Here is a 22,253-nt window from a genome sequence, read left to right as displayed (position 1 = left end):
TGTAGTCGTAGTCCCGGGTGGCGTACGCCCCGCTGGTGAGCGAATGCGCGGGCACGAAGCTGTGGATGTACTCGGCATCGATCTTCCAGCCCGGGGCGTGGTACTCGACCTGCTGGTACAGCGGATCACCAGTCTCATAGGCGCCCATGGCGTCCGAGAGCACCAGGCGGTGCCTGCCGCCCGAGTGCTCGAAGTGGTAGCTGATGCCCCATTCCTGACACAGGCGCACAAAGAAGGCGAAGTCGCTCTCGTTGAACTGGGTCTGGTAGTCGCGCACGGGGTAGTGCTCGAGCAGGCGCTTGTCCACGGGGAAGGGATAACTGGCGAGCAGCGCATCCAGGATCTGGACGACGTTGAGGTCCTGGAAGATCCGGCAATCGGTGCGCAGGGTGGCCAGGTGCAGCCAGGGGCGCAGGGTGAGCTTGTATTGAAGGTGGCGCCCTTCCTCGCCCCACAGGGCTGCGTCGGTGATCAGGGCGTTGATCTGGCGGGGACCGACATCAGAGCCGTCGAGTTCTATCTCGCAGCTGATCTCGCGGCCGATGAACGCGTCGAGGTCGAAGTCGGCGGCGAGGGAGACGCCGGACAGGCCCAGCGCATCGGGGGTCTTGAGCAGCAGCTCGTAGGCAAACAGGCCGTTCAGGCCTTCATGCCCTGACAGCCGCACGGGCTGCAGTGCGGCCTGGCCAAGAACAACGGGGATCGCGGCGGAAGAAACAGACAGCGTGCGCGGCATCGACGACTTCCTGGGGAGGAAAACAGGTCGCGCAGTTTGCGAGCCAGCTCGCGATCACACTGATAACAATGGTCACTCCACGCTTGGTGCCATCAACCTCCTTCACCCAATGAGAGATTTGTCATGGGCACGGCCTGCGCCAGCCGCGCCTCAACGGGATGCGCTCGACGCCTTGAGCGCCTCCACCTGCGCCGCATACGCCTTCTCGATGCGCTGCAACCGCTGCTCGCGCGCGGCATCGTTGACCCATGCCGCAGACATCGCCCGCTGCCGGCCCAGCTGGTACTCGAGCCTGGCTTCCGGCAGCAGCGCGCTGTCGTCGGCCGCGACGTAGCCATACGCCGCGCGCAGGTCCTTCAGCACCTCGCGCTCGGCGTCGGCGCGCGTGCCCTTGCCTTTTCCGTAGCCGGTCAGGAAGGCCTGCAGCTTCGCCTGGAACTCGGGCGGATAGTCGCGCCGCACCACCATCGGCGCGCCGGGCGGCGGCTCGGATTCCCAGATCACCTGCAGCCGCGCGGCCTCGACGGGGAACTGATCGCGAAAGCGTTCGAAGTCGGTGGTGTTGTTGGTGGCCACGTCGGCGTCGCCGTTGGCCACGGCCAGCGCGGTGGCCTGGTGGGTGCCGACGAACTCGCTGCGAAAGCGCGTTTCCATCTCGATGTTGTTCGGCAGGAAGAGCTGGCTTTGCGGCACGACAAATCCGGTGACCGATCGGCTGTCGCCGCGCGCGAGCCGCCAGCGTTCGGGCTGGGCGAGCAGGCCTTCGAGCGTGTTGAGCGGTCCGGTCTTGCGCGCCAGCAGCACGGCGCGGTGTTCGGGCATGCCGTCGCGCCGCGCGATCTGCGCGACCACCTTCATGCGCCGCTGCATGACAGCGTCGAGCGCCATCTTGGCCGAGAGAAAGGCCATGTCGATCTCGTCGCGCCCGATGGCGCGGTCCAGCTCTTCGTACGACGGCACCGAGTACGCGCTGACGGGCAAACCCAGCGCGCGGCTCATGTCGGCCATGAGCGGCGTCCACAAGGCGCGCGACTCGACGGTGCCACCCAGCGGCAGGACACCGAAGCGCACTTCCTTGATGACCCGCGCGTTCTTTGTCGGCGAGGTGGACGATGCCGGCGCGGGTTGCGCGCGCACCGACCATGGCGCCATCAGCGACGACACCGCCAGTGCAAGCATCGTGCGGCGGTTCATCAAGGGCTCACATCCTTCAGGACAGCGAGCTGGTCGGCGTAGCCGTTTTCCAGGCGCTGCAGCCGCGCCTGGCGCGCCGCGTCGTTGACCCACTGCGCGGTCCTCGCATTCTGCATCGCGAGCTGGAAGGCCAGCTTGGCGGCGGGCAGCAGCGAGCTGTTGTCGGCGGCCACGAAGCCCGCGAGGTCGTGCAGCGACTTGAGCACCACGCGCTCGGCGTCGCCGCGCGGCCCCTTGCCTCGGCCATAGGCGACCAGAAAGGCTTGCACGCGCTGGCGCAGCTCGGGCGGGTACTCGCGCCGCACGACGATCTGTGCGTGCGGGATCAGCTCCGACTCCCACAGCACCTGCAGCCGCCCGGCCTCGGCCGGAAAGCGCAGCTTGAAGCGCTCGAAATCGGCCGAGTTGTTGGTGGCCACGTCGGCCTCGTTGTTGGCCACGGCCAGTGCGTTGGCCTGGTGCGTGCCGACGACCTCGCTCAGGAAGCGCGTCTCCATGACGATGTGGTTCGGCAGAAAGAACTGCAGCTGCGGCACGATGAAGCCCGACACCGACTGCCGCTCGCCGCGCGCCAGGCGCCAGCGCTCGGGCTGGCCGATCAGTTCCTTCAGGCTGTTGAAAGGCGGCGCCTTGCGCGTGAGCAGCAGCCCGCGGTAGCCGGGCAGGCCGTCGTGCCGCACGACCTGGGCCACGACCTTCATGCGCTGCTGGGTGACGGCGTCGAGCGCCATCTTGCCGGACAGGAACGCCATGTCGACTTCGCCGCGCTGGATGGCCTGCTCCAGCGCTTCGTACGAATTGACGGACAGCACGCTCACCGGCCGCTGGATGGCCCGGCTGAGTTCGGCCAGCAGCGGGTCCCAGTCGTTGCGCGACTCGAAGGCGCCGCCCAGCGGCAGGATGCCGAAACGCACGGGCGCGTCTGCGGCGGGAGCCGGCGCCTGCGCCGTCGCCAGCAGCGGCAGCAGCCCCATGGCAAGCGCCAGGGCCACACGGCGACCGGTGGGGAAGAAATTGCCGAAACGACGCAAGAAAGCCTGCATGGGACACCGGAGGACAAGGGCCCGCGGCGAATCGCGCGGGGTCTGGCATGGGCAACGCGGACGCCATTACATCGCAAATGCCGGCGTTTTTCGTGCTGTTTTCCGCTCTTCCCTGTTCCGGGCGGCGGCCCTAAGCTCGCCACCCATGTGTTCAAGGCCTTCATGAACTGGAACTTCCGCCTCCTGCGCGGGTTGGCCCGCCTCACCTTCGCCCAGCAGCTGATCCTGCTGGCGCTGCTGCCGGCCACGGCGGCCACGCTGGTGGCCATCGCGGTGCTGACGCGCCAGCACCTGGGCAACCTGACCGAGCTGATGCGCGCCAATGCGCAGACGGTGGCGTTGCAGGTGGCCACGGTGGCGCAGGCGCCGCTGTCGCGCATGGACCGCCGCGCGCTGGCGCGCACGGCCCAGACGGGCACCTACCAGCCGCACGTGCAGCAGGTGCAGATCTGGACCGAGGACGGCGAGATCGTCGCCAACTCCGAAACCGTCGACCGCCGGCGCGGCGAGGGCCTGCAGGTGGTGGTGCCGATCGTCAGCGACGACGGCCGGCACAACGGCAAGGTGATGGTCGAGATCGGCCTGGACGCGGTGCGCAGCGCGCGCCGCTCGGTCTGGCTCAACGTGGCGCTGGTGCTGGCCGTGAGCCTGCTGGGCGTGGGTCTGGCGGGCTGGTGGGCGGCGCGGCGCATCAGCGAGCCGATCCGTGCGCTGGGCGAGGCAGTGGACCGGCTCGGCGCGGGCCAGGCCGCGAGCGTGGCCATCGAAGGCACCTCGGAGGTGCGCCACCTGCAGCACGGGTTCAACCAGGCGGCGCTCGCGCTCGCCGAAAGCCACAAGCTGCTGCAAAGCCGCATCAACGAGGCCACGGCCGAACTGGCGCGCAAGAACCAGCTGCTCGAGGTGGCCAGCCAGGCCAAGACGCGGCTGCTGGCCGCCGCCAGCCACGACCTGCGCCAGCCGCTGCATGCGCTCACGCTGTTCTCCGACGGGCTGGCCAACGGCGAGACCGACCCGGTGAAGCTGCAGCGCATCGGCCACATCCGCGAATGCGTGGATTCGCTCGACCGGCTGTTCTCCGAGCTGCTGAACCTCTCGCAACTCGATGCCGGCGTGCTGCAGCCGCAGTGGGCCGACTTTCCGCTCGACCGGCTGTTCGACGAGATCAGCCGCAATTTCCGACCGGTGGCCGAGCAGCAGGGCCTGCGGCTGGTGGTGCGCAAGACCGAGCTGTGGGTGCGCTGCGACTACGTGATGCTCTCGCGCATCCTCAACAACCTGGTGTCGAACTCGCTGCGCCACACGGTCGAGGGCGGCGTGCTGATCGGCGCGCGCGCACGCGGCAAGGGCGTGCGCATCGACGTGGTCGACACCGGCGTGGGCATTGCCGCGCAACACCAGGCGCGGGTGTTCGAGGAGTTCTACCAGGTCGAGCCGGTCAGCCGCGGCAGCGGGCCCGGCAGCGCGCGCGGCATGGGCCTGGGACTGGCCACGGTGCAGCGCTTGGCCGAACTGCTGAACACGCGCGTCGAACTCAGCTCGCGCCTGCACAAGGGCACCTGCGTGCGCGTGCAGGTACGCGCCGCGCCCGCCGCACTACCGGCACCGGTGGCTGCAGCGCCCGCGGTGGCCGTCGTCGCCGACGACAACGGCGACAGCCTGGCGGACCTGCGCATCCTCGTGATCGACGACGAGCGAACGATCCTCGAAGGCCTGAGCGTGGTGCTCGCCAACTGGGGCGCCACGGTGCTCGCCGCGCAGACCCGCGCCGAGGCGCTGGCGCTGGCCGACAGCTGGGAGACACCGCCCGACGTGGTGGTGAGCGATCTGCTGCTGCAGGGCGGCGACAACGGCCTGGACGTGCTCGCCGCGCTGGAGCGCCATCCGCGCGGCATCGGCGCCGGCACCGCGCGCCTGTTGGTGACCGGCGAGACCAAGCCCGATCGTCTGCGCGAGGTGGCCGCCGCGGGCATCGCGGTGCTCTACAAGCCGGTGTCGCCGCGCGTGCTGCGCCAGGCGATCCAGGCGCAGCGCGCGGCCGCGCTGATGATGGCCGCAGGCCTCTGACCACGGTACCTTCCCTGTAGGGGTCGGGTAGTGCGTCGGACATAGGCCAAGCGGCCGCCGCGCTGTGATCTTCCTCACACGCGCAGGCCCTCGCGTGCGCGGGCATAAGCCCTCCGCCTTATCGCGGGAAACGGGGCGCGTCCTTACATTGGGTCATTGCCTCTCGCTGCCACAAAGCAGTCCATGTCCGTCGCCGTGAACCTTCCCATTCCGCTTTTCTTCGGAAGAGTGCACCGTGCTGTCCACGCCCTGCCGGCCTGCGGCCTTGCGTTGTACCTCGTGCTGTGTCTTGCCATGGCGCCCCGCGGCGCATCGGCGGCCACGCTGACGGTGCTGGTCGGCGACGACCAGGCCGCGTCGGCGGAGTTCGTGCAGCAGCTGCGCGCCGACCAGGCGAGCTCGGCTTCCGGCAAGTTCGAACTGGTGCGCATCGGGCCCGGCACGGCCACGGCGGCTGCGGAACCTGCAGCCGCCGACACCGAGCCCGCCGCCAACGCCGGCGTGCGCACGCGCAGCCTGCGCACCGCCGGCGATGCAGGCCTCACCGTGGCGGTGGGCACCGCCGCCGCACGCGCCGCCCTCGAGCGCCCCGGCCAGGAACCGCTGGTGCTCGCGATGCTGAGCCGGCTCGAGTACGAGAACCTCAAGTCCGCCAGCCCCGCCGCAATGCGGCGCGGCGACCGGCGCGTGGGCGTGCTGCTGCGCGATCCGGCCATGGCCGACCAGCTCGCACTGGTCAACGCCGTGCTGCCGCAGAAGCGCCGCCTGGGCGTCATCGCCACGCCCGAATCCGAACCGCTGGTGCGCGAGCTGCAACGCGCCGCGCAGAATGCCAATCCGGCCTGGGACCTGCAGGTCGAGATCGCTCCTGACGCCCGCTCGCTGGCCACCGCGCTGCGCGCCCTCGTGCCGCGCAGCGACGCCCTCATGGTGCTGCCCGACCTGATCGGCGACAGCCAGGCCGCCACGCTCTCGGTGCTGCACGCCGGCGCCGGTGCGGGCCTGCCGGTGTTCGGCGCCAGCGAGGGGCTGGTGCGTTCGGGCGGCCTGGCGGCGGCGGTCTCCACGCCCGGCCAGCTCGCCCAGCAGGCGCGCCAGCTCGGGCAGAAGGTGGCCAGCGCCGCAGGCGCCGGCAGCAACAGCGGCCCGCTGGTGGAGGCGGCCACGCCGGCCACCGTGCGGATCAACGCGACCGTGGCACGCGGGCTCGGCCTGCGTCCGCCGGAGGAACGGGAGCTGACCGAACGACTCGCAGCCCCACGATGAACACCACGCCGGTCCCGCCAGGCTCGCTGTCCCGCCCGACGGCGGCGCCAGCGGCCGTGCCGGCGCCCGACCTGAACACCACCGCCGAGTCGCCCCCACCGCCGCCTGCCGCCTCCTCGCTCGTGATGCGGGGCAACCTGCAGCGCGACCTGTTCCGCCTGGGCGTCGTGCCCTGCGCGGCGGTCGCGCTGGCGCTCACCGGCTGGTTCACCCACAACCGGCTGCAGACCCTCGAAGCCGCCTTCGACGCCGAAGGCCAGGCCGTGGCGAAGCAGGTGGCGGCGATGTCCGACCTGAGCCTCTACGCGGGCGACGTGCCGGCGCTGCAGAACGTGGCCTCGGCGGCGCTGCGCGGCGGGCAGGTGACGCGGGTGGAGATCAGCAACAGCGCGGGCGTGTACGTCACGGCCGGGCCGAAGAACGAATCGCTCGCGCAGCTGCGCATGTTCAGCGCGCCCGTCACGCTGCGCGAGGCCTCGCGCGCCAGCGCCTTCGCGCCGGCCGGCTCCACCACGGCGGGCGACACGCCCATCGGCCTGGTGCAGACCTTCCGCGACACCACTGCCTACACGCACGAGCGCAGCCGCTCGCTCATCGCCGGCATCGGCATCGCACTGGTGGCGCTGCTCGCGGCCTGGGCCTCGGTGCGCCACATGGCGCGCACGGTGGCGCGGCCGCTGCGGCGTGTGTCGCGCACCGTGGCGGCGCTGGAAGCCGGCCACTTCGAGATGCGCTGCGGCGTGATCGAAGGCGGCACGCGCGGCACCCACGAGCTGGCCATGCTCGCGCACGACATCGACCGGCTCGCCGAACGCCTGCAATACAACCGCCAGGTGAGCGAGGAGCGCGTGCGCGAAGCCACCGCCGTCGCATTGCAGCGCATGGCCGAGGCCGAGCAGGCCGCGCTGTCTCGCGCACGCTTTCTCGCCGCCGCGAGCCACGACCTGCGCCAGCCGCTGCACGCCATGGGCCTGTTCATCGACGGCCTGCTGCCCAGCGCCACCGAGGCCCAGCGCCCGGCCGTGCTGCGGCTGCAGGAAAGCACCGGCTTCATGGGCGTGCTGCTGGACGACCTGCTGGAAATCTCGCGCCTCGACGCACAGGTGCTCACGCCCGCCATCACGCGCGTGTCGCTGGCCGCGCTGTTCGACCAGCTTGATGCACAGCATGCGCCCGCCGCCAGTGCGGCGCAGGTGCGGCTGCACTGGCGCGACCGCGGGCTGGCGGTGCGCAGCGACGCGTCGATGGTGCAGCGCATCGTCGGCAACCTGGTGGCCAACGCGCTGCGCCACGCGCCCGAAGGCGGCACCGTGCTGGTGGCCGCGCGGCGCAGCCGGGCCGGCGTTCGCATCGAGGTGCGCGACAACGGCGTGGGCATTGCGCCCATCCACCAGGGCCGCATCTTCGAAGAGTTCTACCAGGTGGCCAACACCGAGCGCGACCGGCGCCGCGGCTTCGGCCTGGGCCTGGCGATTTGCGCGCGCATCGCCACCTTGCTCGGCACCCGCATCACCGTGCGCTCGGCCTTGCAGTCCGGCAGCACCTTCGCGTTCACGCTGGCGCCCGCGCGCATGGCCGACGTCGCACTGCCGGAGCCCGCACCGGTCGCGCCCGCGCCGCTGGCGGGGCTGCGCTGCCTCGTGGTGGACGACGACCCCGCGATCCTCGACGGCACCCACGCGCTGCTCACGCAATGGGGCTGCGAAGTCGAATGCGTCACCACCGGCGCCGAAGCCCTTGCGCGGCTGGGCACCGGCGACATCACCTACGACGCCGTGCTGTGCGACCTGCAACTGGCCGGCGACGCCGACGGCATGGAAGTGATCGAGGCCGCGCGCCGCCTGCAGCCCGATGCGCTCGCCGTGCTGGTGTCGGGCGCCACCGGGCCCGAGGTGCTGCAGCGGCTGCGCCACGGCGGCGTGACGCTGTTGACCAAACCGGTGGCACCGGCCAAGCTGCGCGCACTGCTCACCACGCGGCGTCACGCGCCCGGCGCCTAGTTCCACAGACTCTCTGCATGCCCACCGCCGTCGACCTGAAAGACATCCGCCCCTTCGTCGCCACGCCCTGCCACAGCGGCGCGGTCGGCACCGAGTGCGTGCGCAGCCTGCTCGGCCTGGTCAACCTCGCGTGGACCCACGGCTTCGCGATGCAGACGCGCTTTCTCGACGGCGACAGCCTCGTCACGCGCGCACGCAACCGCCTGGCCGCCGAGTTCCTCGCCGACACGCGCTGGACGCACCTGTTCTGGATCGACGCCGACATCGGCTTCGAGCCCGAGGCCGCGCTGCGGCTGCTGGGCGCGGGCCGCGACGTGGTGGCCGGCGTGTACCCGCACAAGAGCGACGGCTGGCCCGAAGGCGGCCTGCGCGCACCGCTGCCGGCCGGCGCCACGCGCGCCGACTTCGAGGCACTGCATGCCGCGTTCCCGGTCAATGCGCACGACGCGGGGGCGCGCGTGGACGCCGACGGTTTTCTCGAAGTGCTGGACGCACCCACCGGCTTCATGCTGATCGCGCGCCGCGTGCTCGAACAGATGGCGCAGGCCCTGCCCGAGCTGCGCTACACGCCCGACCGCATGGACGACCCGCTCGTCGCGGCGCGGCCGCACTACCGCTTCTTCGACGTGTTCGCCGAGCCGGGCAACGGGCGCTACCTCAGCGAGGACTACGGTTTCTGCCGCCGCTGGCAGTCGATCGGCGGGCGGGTGCATGTCGACACGCGCTCGCAGCTGTCGCACCAAGGGTTGCGCACCTACCGCGGTGACTTCGCGAGAACGCTGGGACTGGGCGCCTGACCCGACTGCAGGTCAGGCGGCAAGGTGCTGCGGTCGTAGTCGCGGTCGGCTTTGATGCGCATCAACTGCAGTCCCGACCCCTCCTCCGCGAGGTACTCATAGCCGATGGCCTGGAACTTCCGAGACGGATCGAGCCGCGTGTACAGATCACGCCGCACCACGCGGTCCGCGTGACGGATGCTCTTCAGGTGATAGATCCGGTAGCGGCTGTAGAACATCAACCCATGACGCTGCGCATCGTCGGGCAGCCACGGGCCGTGCAGCGCGGGGCTCTGGTCGAACGCGATCTGCTGCGGCAAGCGGAACAGCCGCGCGCGCGACTTGCGCCCCCACGGGCCGTCGTTGCGCCAGGCATCGGGCGAGTTCCAGAGTTCACAGGACGCCATCGACAGGCTGACGAGCTGGTCGTCGGGCAGCGAATCGACGGTGGCATGCAGGTGGCGCAGGAACAGGTGCTCGTAGCGCTCGTCGGCATCGCACACCAGCACCCAGCCGGCGCCGTGGCGGCGCGCGGCTTCGAGCAGGCGGCGCTTGTTCTCGTTCTCGTGCCAGACATGCGCACCGTCGTCGCACGGCGGGTTCGACAGCAGCTCCAGCAGCATCGGCTCGCGCCGCAGGATGTCGGCGGTGCCGTCGGTCGAGCCGTCGTCGAGCGCGACGATGCCGTCCACGTGGCCGCGCAGATGGTCGAGGCAGCCCGGCAGATTGCGCGCCTCGTTGCGCACCTGCAGCACGCAGACGATGCGCAAGCGCGACGTGAGGCGCGGCGCGGTCGGCGGCCGCTCCGGCGACGGCAGGTGCGCGCAACAGGGGCAATGGAAGGCACTGGCCTCGTGATGCAGCAGACGCGCGCAGACCTCGCATTGGCGGCGCGAGCCCATCGGCACGACCTGTACAGTGGGCGCGGCGCGCAACCAGTCCGGTGCATCGGTGGCCCATGGGCCTGCGCTGTCGTCGCGCGCGATGCGATCGAAATCGCGGCCCCAGTCGACATCGCCCGCAAGGGCTTCGTGCGGCGTGCATCGGATCCAGTCGAGGTCGCGGTCGAACTGCTCGCCGCCGGTGCGCGTCTCGTCCGACAGGTGCAGCAGGTGTGCGCCCGGACAAGCCAACAGCTGCCAGCCCGCCATCTCAAGGCGCACGCGCAGGTTGTCGTCGTCGCCGCCCCAGTCTTCGAACGATTCGTCATAGCCGTTCACCGCATCGAAGGCTTCGCGCGCGCAGCACAGCGAGCCGTAGAAGGTCTGCAGCAGCAGCTCGGGCGGCACATGGCGAGCGAAGGTGGTGTGCAGCGTATCGGCGGCGCCCGTGAGCTCGTCGAAGCGCGCGAAGCCGACCCGGCCGACCGCGACACCTCGCGCATGCCCCATCGCCGCCTGCAGCAGCGCGGTCAATGCGTCGCCCGCGTAGGCGGATTCGGGCGAATGGACCAGCACGAAGCGCCCCGCGCTGGCGCGCACACCGGCGTTGATGGCCTTGCACGGCGGGCGCCACGCATGCGCGGCGTCGTTGATGATCACCTTCCATCGGATCTGCGCGAAGCGCTCGATCAGCGCCAGCACGGCCGCTTCCTCGCCGGGCTCGTCGAGCGCCAGCACGACCTCGATGCCGGGCCGCGCCCAATGGACGGCGTTCAGCGGCAGCACGCGTTCGAAATCGGCGAGCTTGCGGTAGAAAGGCAGCACGACGCTGAGCCATGGACGACCCACGTTGCCGCGCGAAGCTTCCGACTGCGGAAAACCGTCCGACGTCATGATGTTCACTGCATCGCTCCTGCAGCGATGATGCACCGGAGATGCCCATGCAAGGCTGCTACATCAACCTGGAGCGAAGCACCGATCGCCGCGCCGCGATGGATGCGCAGCTGCATCGGCTCGGGCTGACCGGCGTGCGGCGCCAGGTCGCCATCGATGCGCAAGCACTCACGACTGGCAGCGCGTCGATCACGCCCGGCGAGCACGCTTGCTTTCTCTCGCACACCGAAGCCATCACCCGCGCCAGCCCCGGCGAAGCGCTGCTGGTGCTCGAAGACGATGCGCAGCTCAGCGAGGCCCTGCCTGCCGTGCTGCGCAGCGGCGTGCTCGCACAGCTCGAAGCCGAAGGCTGCGACATCGCATTCCTCGAATGCCAGCCGATCACCACGACGCAGAACCTGCTCGCGCTCTGGCACAGCCTGCAGCGGCGCCTGCCGCCACAAGGCAGCGGCGCGCCGCGCCATGCGCTGACGGGGATCGATTTCATCGACGCGCGCACGCTCTACAACTGGGGCGCGGTCGCCTACCTCGTGACGCCGAAAGGCCTGCGCGTACTGCCTGCGTTGCTGCAGGAAGCGCTTGCGAGCGGTCCTGCGCAACCCTACGACCTGACGCTGGGCAGTTTCCTGCGCGATGGCCGCCTGCAAGGCGTGGTGCTCTCGCCCTTCCTCGCGACGCCCGCGTCCGGCAGCCATGCCGACAGCACCCTCGGCAGTCCTTCGGAGTCGGCAGCGCACGACGCGCTTGGCGGTGCGCTGCGGCGACTGTTTTTCGCGGGGCCGCTCGAAGGCCTCGACGCACAAGCGGCCGCGTGGCGGCATGCGCCGCTGACCGACGACCCACAGCTGCGGCTGCTCGCAGACCTGATGGCGCAGCTGTTCGTGCTCACGGCCCGCGATCACGCGGCGCGTTGACACGTCTACTCACGCCTTCTCAGAAATCCGAGCAGCCGTTGCGCCGCTCGGTGTTCACGCAGCTCAGCAGGTTGGGCCGCGAGCGCACGCGCGACCATTCGCGCGCCAGCACGTCGGCACCCTGCTGCGCGCGGTCGCCGTCCAGCGGGCCGGTGGCCAGGCAGATCGGCGCCTGGCCGATGTTTTTGTCGTACAGGTACGAGGTCAGCGGGTCGCGCACCACGTCCACCGAAGGCAGCATCGGCAGGCCGCTCACCCGCAACTGGCCCGGCACCACGCGCACGGCGTAGCCTTCGGCCGAGGTGAAGCTGCCGTTGATCGGGTACAGGCCCGGCGGGCTGCCCGGCAGCGCCGGCGAGAACATCGAGCCGCTGAAGCCGGCGCCGGTGTCGCCGAGGATCAACCCCGTGAGGCTGTAGATGAAGAAGGGGTTCGGCGCCCCGACGGCGCGCGACGCATCGGCGATCACCACCGTGGCCGTGGGCTGCTGCGCGTAGATGAAGTGGTTGTCGCCCGGCGTCACGGTCACGGTGCACAGGCCCAGGTAGGCGCAGTGATAGAAGTTGGGCAGCGGGCCCGAGCCGGCCAGGCCGCCGCGCGTTTCACCGACCCAGGTGTCGGCCCACACGCGCCACAGCGCGCCCGAGATGCCGTAGCCGCCCGGGTTCTGGAAGCGCGCCGCAGCCACGAGGTCGGTGCCGCTGGTGCTGCTGACCGGCGCGCCCAGCGTGAGGTCGCCGCTCAACGTGCGCACGAGCACCGTGTTCGCGGCCATCGAATCGGCCGAGGTCACCTGCGGCAGGTTGCCCGCCGCGTCGAAGCCGGTGACCGACACCGGCCCGATGGTGACCGCGTTCGCATCGACATACGCAAAGCCACCCGCCGCGCCGCCGCCGACCGTGGCCACGTCGTTCGCCGGGTTGCGCAAATCGACGCTGCCGTTGCGCGAGCGTGCGAGCAGCGAGCCCGCCGTGATCGCACCCGCGCCCGACTGGCTCACGTTGCCGGCCGACAGCAGTCCCAGCGTCGTGGCGGAGACCGGCGCGTTGAGCGCGATGTTGCCGCCGCCTTCGTTCTGCAAGGTGAGCGCGCCGGAAGTCGAAAGCGCACCCGCCACCGTGATGTCGGCCGCATGCGTGGTGCTGCCCGCGACGATGGTCGGCGCCGATAGCTGCGCGAACTCGGCGCTCGAGACCGAGAAGCCGTTGACCGTCGGGCCGCCCAGCACGATGGGCGTGGCCGTGTTGTCCGACGCGTTCATGTTGACGTCGACCCCGCCCGGGCGCAGGTCGATGGTGCCGGCCGCGACGACCGGTGCCTCGATGACGATCGAATCACCGCTGCCGTCGTTGCTCGCGCGCAGCAGCACGTTGCCGCTGCTGCGGATGCCCGGCAGCGCACCCGGCGCGGTGGGCGAGCCGCCGGCCTGCAGCACGACGCCGCGGCCGCCGTTCTGCGAACGGCCCGTGACCTCGATGTTGCCGCCGCCCGTGGTGACGAGCTGGGCGCCGTTCTCCAGCCGCACGCCGCTGTCTTCGGTGGCGCCCGGTGCCGACGGGTCGTTGTTGAAGTTGTAGCCGCGCACCGCGATGTTGCCGCTGCCGGTGGTGATGGAACTGCCGCCGTTGATGAGCACACCGTGCGCCGCCGCGAAGGTGGACGAGGCCTGGCGCCGCGCCACGCCCTGCACCGTGACGTTGCCGCTGGTGGTGCTGATGGTGCTCGGGCCGAGCTGGCCGCTGGTGATGACCACGCCGCTGTCCCACGTGGTCGAGGTGCCGAGGATGTCGACGTTGCCGGTGGCGGTGGCGATGCGCGCGCCCTGCAGCAGCACATCGCCGCCTTCGATGCGCACGTTGCCGCCCGCGCCCGCGTCGCTCTGGCCGACGCGCGTGTCGACCTGCACGTCCTGCGTGAGGATCACGGTGCCGGTGGGCGCGCCGGGCTGGCCGCTGAGCAGCGACACGTTACCGCCGTCGGTGATGACCTGCCCGCCATCGAGGCGGATGAAGCCGCTGCCGGGCGTGCCCGTACCCACCGCGTTCATGGTCACGCTGCCGCCCTGCGTGAGGATTTTGCCCGCGAAGTCGATGGCACCACTGCTGCCCGAGGGGGTGCCGTCGGGGTTGACGCCCGCGTTGAACACCACGTTCAGGTCGTCGCCGCCGGTCGCGCGGATGGTCGTGCCCGGGGTGCGGGTCTGGATGCGGCTGGCAGCGTCCAGCTGGAGCGTGAGCGGGCCCTTCGAGCCGGTGTAGTTGATGTCCACGTCGGGTTCGAGCGTGATGACGCCGCTGCCCCCCGTGCCGGTTCCGGTGGAGATCCTCACGCTGGTGCCGCCGTTGAGTGCGGTGTTGATGTCGCCGTCCTCGATGGTCGAGTTGGCGAGCGCGTCGTAGGGGTTGCTCGGCAGCGTGCCGCCGGTGTTGCCGTGACTGATCGTGAGGTCGAAGGGGTCGATGAACCACTGCCCCGCCGCGCCCATCGGCGCCGACGCATCGACGCGCGCGCCGCGCAGGTCGAAGCGCCCGGCCGAGGTTTCGATGCGGCCACCGTCGCCACCCGCCGCACCGGCGCGTGCCGAAAGCTGGCCGTAGGCGCGCAGCGTCTCGGTCGCCACCACCTGGATGCTGCCGCCGTTGCCCGAGCCGGTGCCCGTGGCGTTGGCTTCGAGGCTGGTGTTCTTGCCGATGGCGACGGCGTTGCTGCCTGCGATGTCGATGCTGCCGCCGCCGGTAGTGCCGCTGGCGTCCAGGCGCGCGACCGCGGGCGAGCCGTCGAAGTTCGTGGCGCCGTCGATCAGCACGTTGCGCCCGCGCACGGAGATGCTGCCGCCCTTGCCGCTGTCGCTGGCCACCGAGGCCACCGTGCCGACGCTGCTGCCCACGCTCGAGATGAAGGTGGTCAGGCGCATCGAGACATCGGTGCCCTGACCGTCAATGGCGATGGTGCCGCCGTCGGTGCGCAGCGCCATCGGGCGATCCGCATCGACAGTGACCGCCACGCCGTAGGTGGGTGTGGTCGATGGCGTGATGATGATGTCGGGGCTGCCGAGCGTGGCGCTGAAGCCTTCGCTGCCCGCATGGCCGATCACGTCGATGCGCTGGCCGGCACCGGCCGAGACCGCACCGCGGATGGCGACGCCGTTGCCGCCGCCGGCGGACATGTTGCCGCCCGCGAAGGCTGTGTCGGTGCGCATCCCGTCGAGGTTGGCGCCCTGGCCTTCGATGCGCACGTTGCGCTCGCCGGCCACGGTGGCGTCGTCGATGACGACCGCCGTGCTCGCGCCCACCGCGGCCGCGCCGATGTCGGAAGTCCAGGTCGGGCCCTGGCCCTTGATGCCGATGTCGCCCACGGACCGGAGCATCGCGCCGCTGCTGAGGGCCACGCCGCTGCTCCCGTAACCCGCCAGACCGTCGAGCTGCAGGCCGCCGCTGCCCGCCGCCACCGCGCCGCCCATGATCGTCACACCGTTGCTGCCACGGAAGATGAAGTCGCTGTTGTCCTGGTCGTCGATCCAGGTGCGGCCCTGGCCGCGCATCACGACCTGGCCGCTGCCCTGGGTCGTCACCGTGCTGCCGCTGAGCGTGATGCCGTCGCGGAACACGTAGTCGCCGGTGTTGCCGGCGATCGGAAGCAGGCCGCCGATGGCACGGCCGTTCTGCGCATCGCCCTGGCCGAAGAAGCGCACGTCGCCGCCGTTGGCCGAGATGGTCGCGCCGTCCAGCACGATCGCGCCGGCGTAGTCGCTTTCGGCGGAGGGATTGCCGCTGGAGTTGTTGATGTTCTTGGCGTTGGTGGCGATGCGGCCGGTTGCGTCGGCGTTGAAGTCCACATGCAGCGCGCCCTGCTGCGATTCGATGGCCGAGCCGCTGTTCATCACGATGCTGCCGGACGAATCCACCCGCAGCCGCGCAGTGCCGCCTTCGCTCTTGACGACCTTCGCCCCGGCCGCGAAGGTCACGCCCGCACCGATGCCGGTGGGCGTGGTCGCCAGCGTCACGTCGGTGCCGCGACCGAGCGTGGCGCCCACGCTGCCCGCACTCACGGTGCTGGTGTCGATGAACGGCAGGGCGCTGTCGTAGGCGGGCACGTCGCCGGCATTGACGACGCTCAGGTGCGAGCCCTTGGCGGTCACGTTCCAGCGGCCGTTCGCGCCACCGTTGGCGCCGCCGCCCGCATCCACGCCCACGGCCTGGATGCGCACCGCGTCGGCCTCGTTGGAGATGGTGCCGCCCTTGCCGTCGCCCGCGCCGCGCGCGGTGAATTCGCCGAAGGCCTGCAGGTTCGAGGCGCGCTCGGGCCCCGGATCGGCGTCGCCCACCAGGGCCTTGCCCTGCGCGCTGGCGGTGGTGATGGTGCCGCCTGCACCGCCGGTGGTCGCATCGGCGCGCACCACCGACGTGGACGACAGCGCCACGTCGTAGCCATGGATCGTCACGTCGCCGCCGCCGGCCTGGCCGCTGGCGTCGATCACGGCGCGCTGGTCGCCGCCGCCCGTGCCCTCGATGCGCACCTGGCCGGCCGCGATGCGGATGGCGCCGCCATGCTGCCCCGCCGCCGCGCCGGTCGCGTCGAGCGTGCCGCCGTTCATCTCGATGCGGTTGTTGGCGCCCGCGCCGAGCACGATCTCGCCGTTGACGTTCTCCAGCGTACGCGCGCGCACGGTGCCCGACTGGTTCACCACCAGCTGGCCCGCGGTGGTGGAGTTGCCGATGAGCATCACGCGCCCGCCGTCGGCCTGCAGCGTGGCGCCCGCGGCGTTGACCACCTTGGCGCTGGTGGCCATGCCGTCGGCCGCGACCACGAGGTTGGTGAGCCCGTCGTTGCCCAGGTCGAAACTGATCTTGCGCCCCGAAGCCAATGCCACGGTGCTGCCGTCGGCGACGATGCGGCCGGTGTTGGTCACCTCGGCACCCATCAGCACCACGGGGCCGCCGGTGGCCGTGAGCACGCCGGCGTTGCTGACCACCTTGGCGTTGGCATCGTCGCGCGCGAAGGCCAGCTGCGTGGCGCCGCCGAGGAAGTCGTTGTCGCTGGTGCTCAGCGCCAGCGTGGAGGCCACGAGCCCACCCACGTTGACTTGCGCGTTCTGGCCGAACACCACGCCATTCGGATTGACGAGGAACACGCGCCCAGGAGACGTGAGCTGGCCGGCGATGGTCGAGAGGTCGTTGCCCGTCACGCGGTTGAGCAGGATGCTGGCAGCCCCCTGCAACGGGTTCGTGTGGCTGATGTTGACGGCGTCGTTCTTGCCAATGGAGAAGGACTGCCAGTCGATGATCGCGCGCAGCGAGGACTGCGAGATCGCCAGCGACTGACCGCCCATCGGCGACACACCGAGCTTGTTCGCCACGCTCACGCCGCCCTGCGTGATGTACTGGCCGGGCAGGTAACTCGGCAGGATGCTTTGCGCCAGTGCGGGCGCCAAGCCCATGCAGGCAATGGACAGCGCCAGCGGACGCAGCGGGTGCCGGGGTGAGAGGTTGCGGGGCTTCATGGTCAGAACGCCTTTTGCAGCTGCACGTACAGCCGCGGATTGCGCCCGCCGCCGTCGGTCTGCGCGGGCGGTGTGCCGGCGCGCCAGGCGAGCGTGGCGTTGATCGAGAAGTTGCCCGGCCGCGACCAGCTCAGGCCGATGCCGTAGCCGCGCAGGCTGTGGGTGTTCTCGCCGTCGAAGGGCGAGGGATGGCGCGCGATGCGTCCGCGCGCCGCGTCGTAGAACAGGAAAGGCGTGACCTCCTCGGTGGCGGCCCAGCGGTATTCGAGCGTGCCGATCAGGCCCTGGTCCACGAGCAGTTCGCCCGACGGGTAGGCGCGCACCGCGCGCGCGCCGCCGAGCGCGAGCTTCTCGGAAGCATCGAGGTTCTTGCTGGCCCACTGACCACCGACGGAGAGGTACAGCGAGTGGCGCGGCACGATGGCCTGCAAGCGCGACACCTGGAAGCTCAGCTTGGTGAAGCCGCCTTCGGTGTGGCGCCCGCCGAACTGCTGGTCGGACTGGAAGCTCTGCGCGTCGCGGATCGACAGGTCGCCGTGGTACAGCGTGCCCGAGCTGGCCCAGTAGCCGCCGCCGAGCACCTCGTCGCGCCGCTCCCAGGCCCAGCCGATGCCGAAGCCCTGCACGCGCTTCTTGGCGGTGAAGTCGACGCCGCGCAGTTCGTCGGTGAGGTCTTTCACGTCGGCCGTGAGGCGCAGGAACAGGTTCTGCTGGCGCTGGCGGATCAGCGGATAGTTGAGCGACACGTCGAGCACATCGGCGCGGCCGCGCGCGTCGAGGTCGACGAACTGGCCGCCCAGGTCGTAGCTCACGCGCGAGATGCCGATGCCCGCGCGCAGGCCGCTGGTGCCCAGCGGCGCTTCGTACGACACGCGGCCATACTGCAGCGCGTTGCTGTTGGACAGCAGCACGCGCGCGTCGAGGTTGTCGCCGATGCCGAAGGGGCTGAGCCAGCGCACCGTGCCGCCCACGCGGTAGCGTCCCGCTTCCTTCGTGCCGTGGTTGTCGGCCTCGGCCGAGAAGGCCCAGCGCGAGCCGGCCTCGACCTCGACCGACAGGTCGGTGGTGCCGGCCTGCGCGCCTTCCTGCAGGCTCGACGAGACCTTGAGACCGGGCTGGTCCGACAGCAGCAGCATCGCGCGCTCGTAGGCCGGCGCGTTCACGGCCTCGCCCGGCTGCAGCGCCGACAGGAAGCCACGCACGCGCGCCTCGCTGATCGGCGCCTCGGGTGCGACCACCACATCGACCTTGCCGAGCCGGCCTTCGATGATGCTGATCTCGACGATGCCGTCGCGCACCGTCTGCACCGGCACCACGGCCTGCGCGAGGAAGTAGCCACGCTCCTTGTAGCGCGTGGTGATCGCCTGCGCGAGGCCTTCGAGGTCGCCAAGCGTGACGTCGCGGCCGATGTAGGGGGCGGTGATGGTCTGCAGCTCTTCGTTGCTCAGCGCCTTCACGCCGTTCAGACGCAGGTCGTTCAATTTGAAACTGCCTGCCGCAGCCGGCCGTGGCGGCGCGGGCAGGGTTTGCGGTGCGACAGCGCCGGTGGCCTGCGCAACGGGGCGGTCGCAGCTGCCGCACGGGTCCTTGGTGGGCAGCAGCGTGGTGGCCTCCTGCGCATGCGCGCGGGGCATGGCGATCCACAGCGTGGCGCCGACGAGCGCCGTCGCCGCAATGGCGATCGGCGTCGGTCGTGGACGAGGGCGGATCGCAGCAGCCATGGCAGTTCTTCTTTGCAGGAGGGAGCGTGGCGAAGACATGTCTAGCTCCCCACCGTGAGTCGCCAGTTGCCGATCAGGTTGAACGGCGCCCAGAAGAAGGGATGGGACATCTTGGGGTCCTTCAGCACGGCCAGTTGCCCGGCCTGCATGGCCTTCTGGACGTCGCGGCCCTTGGCGAGCTCGCCGTAGAGCGTGCCCATGAGCACCGCGGTGGCGTCGTCCGACACGGGCCACAGCGAAGCGATGAGACTGGAGCTGCCGGCCGAGAGGAACGAGCGCGTGAAGCCCAGCACCTCGTCGCCCTGCGCGATGCGCCCCAGGCCCGACTCGCAGGCCGAGAGCGTGACCAGCGCCGTGCCATCCATCGGCAGCGCGAGGATCTCGTGCGCCTCGAGAAAGTTCTGCTTGCCGCCTTCGTTCGCCAGCAGGATGCGCGAGTACAGCGGATCGACCTCGTCGGCCTCGGCATGCGCCGCCACGTGCATCAGCGGCGAGCGCGAGGCCACGTCGCGGAACTGCGTCTTGGTGGCGGCCGCGCCCATGTACACCGTGTTGCGCGGGAACAGCTGCGCGAGCTGCTTCACCTCGGTCTCGGCGCCGGGCAGGTCGTACTTGTCCTCGATGCGCGGATTGCCGAAGGCCGTGAGCGCCGCGTTCACGCGCGGCGTGCGCTGCGCCAGCTGCACCGCGATGCTGATCGACGGTGCCACCGACACCGGGTGCGTCTCGATGAGGTAGCGGCCGTCCAGGCGCAACGCCTGGAACGGCAGGTAGTGCAGCGGCCCGTGCGGCACCACCACCACGCGCTGGCCCGGCTTCAGGCCCAGCGGACCGAGCAGCGCCTCGCCCAGCTTGTCGGCATTGGTGATGGCGGCGCGACGGCCGCGCACGATCGAATTGCGAAAGGTCTCGACCAGCTCGGTGAGCGCTTCGCGTTTCACCGGCACGCTCTTCTCGACGATGCTGTCCGGGCCCACGACCCAGACCATCAGGCGGTCGGGCAGCGCGTGGTACTGCACCACACGCTCATCGGCCGCCAGCGTGCGCTGCAGCGCCGCAACGCCCACCGTGCCGGCCGACGGCTCGCTGAGCTTGGCGCGGCCGCGCACCGCATCGAGCAGCGCGCGCGAGCGGCTGTGCTCGCTCACCTCGAAGGCCCGCTTCGGATCGCCGGCTTCGCTGTACACCGCCACGCCGCGCTCGAACACCGACTGCAGGTCGGAGAACAAGCCCATCTTCACTTCTTCGCTGCGAAAGCGCGCGCGCACCTGGTCGACGTCGGCGAGCGCGCGGCCCGCGGCCTCGGCCGCCGCCTGCTTCTGGCCCAGCGCGAGTTCGCTGCGTGCCACGCCGTCCCAGGCCCAGAGCCGGTAGTAGGCGGTGTCGGTGCCGACCTGGCGCGTGGTGAGCGCGCGGTAGATGTCGCGCGCCTCGGCCGGCTTGTTCTCGGCCAGCAGGAGGCGTGCGCGCGTGCGTTCGAGCTGCGCGGCCAGCGGTGCTTCGCGCGGCTGGGCCATCTCGCCGAGCACCTGGCGCGCACGCACCGCGTTGCCCGATTCGATGAGCGCGTTCACCAGCGAGGCCTGCACCAGCGGCGCATAGCGCGGCGAGCTGTTGGCCAGTGCCTCGTCGTAGCTGAGCACCGCGCCGGCGAAGTCGCCGCGCCGCGTGCGCACGTCGCCGATCACCTTCTGCACCGGCCCGACCACCAGCTTCGGATCGCGCGCGGGATGGCGCAGCGCTTCGCGCGCGAACTCCTCGGCCTTCTCGAGCTGTCCGGAGTAGCTGTAGACGATGGCCAGGTCGCGGTTCGCCACCGCGCGCAGGTTCGGATCGCTGGTGGCGTTGGCCAGGTGCAGCGCCTTGCTCGCGGCGCGCACGCTCTGGCGGAACTCTCCCGCCTCGGCCAATGCGACCGCCTGGCTGCAGTACTGATAGCCCGAGAGCTTGACCGCGTCCTGGCCGTAGAGCACCGCGCCTTCGCTGGTCAGCGCCAGCAGCGTGTCGGTGTCGGCCAGGCGCGCCTGCGCCATCCGGTCGGCCGCGGCTTCGGCATTCGGGCCACCCGCTGCCACAGGAGCAGCAGGGGGAGGCGCGGGTCGCTGCGCCAAGGCTGAAGGACCACCGGGGCCCAGAAGCAGCACACCCACCAGGCCAGCGGCACCGGCAAGACCGGCACGGCGACGCGCCGGATGCGCACATCCCCATCTCGAAAACCACGCCATTGAACCCCCTCGACCCATGCACTCGCTGCCGCGAACGCTCGACGCCGCGGGAGTGCGCGCCGTTCAGGCCTCGGGAAAGTCTAGGAGCGGGTGTTTACGTCGCCTATTCGCAAGACGGTCTAGCGCGAATGGACTACGGGGGCCTTGCTGGGGGATCACTCACGTGCCAAATCCGTCACCTGTCGCGCATCTGTCGCGATGGCACAGGTCGGATCGTGGTCTGGATGACCATTGTTATCAGTGTGATCGCGAGCTGGCTCGCAAACTGCGCGACCTGTTTTCCTCCCCAGGAAGTCGTCGATGCCGCGCACGCTGTCTGTTTCTTCCGCCGCGATCCCCGTTGTTCTTGGCCAGGCCGCACTGCAGCCCGTGCGGCTGTCAGGGCATGAAGGCCTGAACGGCCTGTTTGCCTACGAGCTGCTGCTCAAGACCCCCGATGCGCTGGGCCTGTCCGGCGTCTCCCTCGCCGCCGACTTCGACCTCGACGCGTTCATCGGCCGCGAGATCAGCTGCGAGATAGAACTCGACGGCTCTGATGTCGGTCCCCGCCAGATCAACGCCCTGATCACCGACGCAGCCCTGTGGGGCGAGGAAGGGCGCCACCTTCAATACAAGCTCACCCTGCGCCCCTGGCTGCACCTGGCCACCCTGCGCACCGATTGCCGGATCTTCCAGGACCTCAACGTCGTCCAGATCCTGGATGCGCTGCTCGCCAGTTATCCCTTCCCCGTGGACAAGCGCCTGCTCGAGCACTACCCCGTGCGCGACTACCAGACCCAGTTCAACGAGAGCGACTTCGCCTTCTTTGTGCGCCTGTGTCAGGAATGGGGCATCAGCTACCACTTCGAGCACTCGGGCGGCAGGCACCGCCTGGTGCTCTCGGACGCCATGGGCGCCTATGAGACTGGTGATCCGCTGTACCAGCAGGTCGAGTACCACGCCCCGGGCTGGAAGATCGATGCCGAGTACATCCACAGCTTCGTGCCCGCGCATTCGCTCACCAGCGGGGCGTACGCCACCCGGGACTACGACTACA

The 22,253-nt window shown here is 70.5% G+C and carries 13 protein-coding genes; 6 read left to right on the top strand and 7 right to left on the bottom strand.

Going from position 1 to position 22,253, the window contains the following annotated elements:
* The 3 genes from D3H34_RS29415 to phnD (D3H34_RS29405) all read right to left on the bottom strand — a co-directional run.
* On the bottom strand, nucleotides 1-736 hold a 736-nt coding region (locus D3H34_RS29415), incomplete at its 3' end, for a type VI secretion system Vgr family protein (RefSeq protein ID WP_286186421.1).
* Between the two features lie 150 nt (nucleotides 737-886).
* Nucleotides 887-1,930: a phosphate/phosphite/phosphonate ABC transporter substrate-binding protein gene (gene phnD / locus D3H34_RS29410; RefSeq protein WP_119558211.1), complete on the bottom strand. Its 1,044-nt coding sequence runs from the start codon at nucleotides 1,928-1,930 to the stop codon at nucleotides 887-889.
* Entirely contained in the window at nucleotides 1,930-2,973 is a 1,044-nt protein-coding gene (gene phnD, locus D3H34_RS29405; RefSeq protein ID WP_119558209.1) for a phosphate/phosphite/phosphonate ABC transporter substrate-binding protein, read from the bottom strand. The genes phnD (D3H34_RS29410) and phnD (D3H34_RS29405) overlap by 1 nt, the downstream gene beginning before the upstream one ends.
* Before the next feature lie 162 nt (nucleotides 2,974-3,135).
* Here phnD (D3H34_RS29405) and D3H34_RS29400 point away from each other — a divergent pair, with 162 nt between their 5' ends.
* The 4 genes from D3H34_RS29400 to D3H34_RS29385 all read left to right on the top strand — a co-directional run bounded on the left by D3H34_RS29400 (nucleotide 3,136) and on the right by D3H34_RS29385 (nucleotide 9,103).
* A complete protein-coding gene (locus D3H34_RS29400; RefSeq protein WP_119558215.1) occupies nucleotides 3,136-5,040 on the top strand; it encodes an ATP-binding response regulator in 1,905 nt (634 codons plus the stop codon).
* A gap of 228 nt (nucleotides 5,041-5,268) precedes the next feature.
* Complete coding sequence (locus D3H34_RS29395; RefSeq protein ID WP_286186426.1) at nucleotides 5,269-6,306, top strand: ABC transporter substrate binding protein; 1,038 nt, start codon at nucleotides 5,269-5,271, stop codon at nucleotides 6,304-6,306.
* Nucleotides 6,303-8,306, top strand: a complete 2,004-nt coding sequence (locus D3H34_RS29390; RefSeq protein WP_286186425.1) for a hybrid sensor histidine kinase/response regulator — start codon at nucleotides 6,303-6,305, stop codon at nucleotides 8,304-8,306. Before D3H34_RS29395 ends, D3H34_RS29390 begins: the two co-directional genes overlap by 4 nt.
* 17 nt (nucleotides 8,307-8,323) lie before the next feature.
* A complete protein-coding gene (locus D3H34_RS29385; protein ID WP_119558205.1) occupies nucleotides 8,324-9,103 on the top strand; it encodes a hypothetical protein in 780 nt (259 codons plus the stop codon).
* On the opposite strand, the gene D3H34_RS29380 is transcribed toward D3H34_RS29385, so the two are convergent.
* Nucleotides 9,061-10,857: a glycosyltransferase family 2 protein gene (locus D3H34_RS29380; protein WP_286186428.1), complete on the bottom strand. Its 1,797-nt coding sequence runs from the start codon at nucleotides 10,855-10,857 to the stop codon at nucleotides 9,061-9,063. The genes D3H34_RS29385 and D3H34_RS29380 overlap by 43 nt on opposite strands.
* Before the next feature lie 47 nt (nucleotides 10,858-10,904).
* Between D3H34_RS29380 and D3H34_RS29375 the strand changes: the two genes are divergently transcribed.
* Nucleotides 10,905-11,771 (top strand): glycosyltransferase family 25 protein, encoded by an 867-nt coding sequence (locus D3H34_RS29375; RefSeq protein WP_167481296.1) that lies wholly within the window; start codon nucleotides 10,905-10,907, stop codon nucleotides 11,769-11,771.
* Nucleotides 11,772-11,790: 19 nt separating this feature from the next.
* Here the strand turns inward: D3H34_RS29375 and D3H34_RS29370 are convergent, their stop codons facing one another.
* The 3 genes from D3H34_RS29370 to D3H34_RS29360 are packed head-to-tail and all read right to left on the bottom strand — an operon-like array spanning nucleotide 11,791 to nucleotide 21,067.
* On the bottom strand, nucleotides 11,791-17,271 hold the full coding sequence (locus D3H34_RS29370; RefSeq protein ID WP_119558199.1) for a two-partner secretion domain-containing protein: 5,481 nt from the start codon (nucleotides 17,269-17,271) through the stop codon (nucleotides 11,791-11,793).
* 2 nt (nucleotides 17,272-17,273) lie between these two features.
* Nucleotides 17,274-18,992, bottom strand: coding sequence for a ShlB/FhaC/HecB family hemolysin secretion/activation protein (locus D3H34_RS29365; protein WP_119558197.1), 1,719 nt, complete (start codon nucleotides 18,990-18,992; stop codon nucleotides 17,274-17,276).
* Between the two features lie 41 nt (nucleotides 18,993-19,033).
* Nucleotides 19,034-21,067 (bottom strand): CHAT domain-containing protein, encoded by a 2,034-nt coding sequence (locus D3H34_RS29360; RefSeq protein ID WP_286186422.1) that lies wholly within the window; start codon nucleotides 21,065-21,067, stop codon nucleotides 19,034-19,036.
* A 450-nt stretch (nucleotides 21,068-21,517) separates the two neighbouring features.
* On the opposite strand from D3H34_RS29360, the gene D3H34_RS29355 reads away from it, so the two are divergent.
* Nucleotides 21,518-22,253 (top strand): type VI secretion system Vgr family protein (locus D3H34_RS29355; protein ID WP_286186421.1); only part of this gene is annotated, 736 nt, incomplete at its 3' end.

The sequence above is a fragment of the Acidovorax cavernicola genome, assembly GCF_003581445.1.
The sequence above is the reverse complement of the archived record's forward strand: the minus strand, read 5'-3'. Positions and strand labels throughout refer to the sequence as shown.

Excerpts from the sequence above, each read along its gene's own strand:
- D3H34_RS29390 (WP_286186425.1), top strand. The coding sequence starts at position 6,303 with ATGAACACCACGCCGGTCCCGCCAGGCTCGCTGTCCCGCCCGACGGCG.
- phnD (WP_119558209.1), bottom strand. The coding sequence starts at position 2,973 with ATGCAGGCTTTCTTGCGTCGTTTCGGCAATTTCTTCCCCACCGGTCGC.
- D3H34_RS29385 (WP_119558205.1), top strand. The coding sequence starts at position 8,324 with ATGCCCACCGCCGTCGACCTGAAAGACATCCGCCCCTTCGTCGCCACG.
- D3H34_RS29375 (WP_167481296.1), top strand. The coding sequence starts at position 10,905 with ATGCAAGGCTGCTACATCAACCTGGAGCGAAGCACCGATCGCCGCGCC.
- phnD (WP_119558211.1), bottom strand. The coding sequence starts at position 1,930 with ATGAACCGCCGCACGATGCTTGCACTGGCGGTGTCGTCGCTGATGGCG.
- D3H34_RS29380 (WP_286186428.1), bottom strand. The coding sequence starts at position 10,857 with ATGACGTCGGACGGTTTTCCGCAGTCGGAAGCTTCGCGCGGCAACGTG.
- D3H34_RS29370 (WP_119558199.1), bottom strand. The coding sequence starts at position 17,271 with ATGAAGCCCCGCAACCTCTCACCCCGGCACCCGCTGCGTCCGCTGGCG.
- D3H34_RS29365 (WP_119558197.1), bottom strand. The coding sequence starts at position 18,992 with ATGGCTGCTGCGATCCGCCCTCGTCCACGACCGACGCCGATCGCCATT.
- D3H34_RS29400 (WP_119558215.1), top strand. The coding sequence starts at position 3,136 with ATGAACTGGAACTTCCGCCTCCTGCGCGGGTTGGCCCGCCTCACCTTC.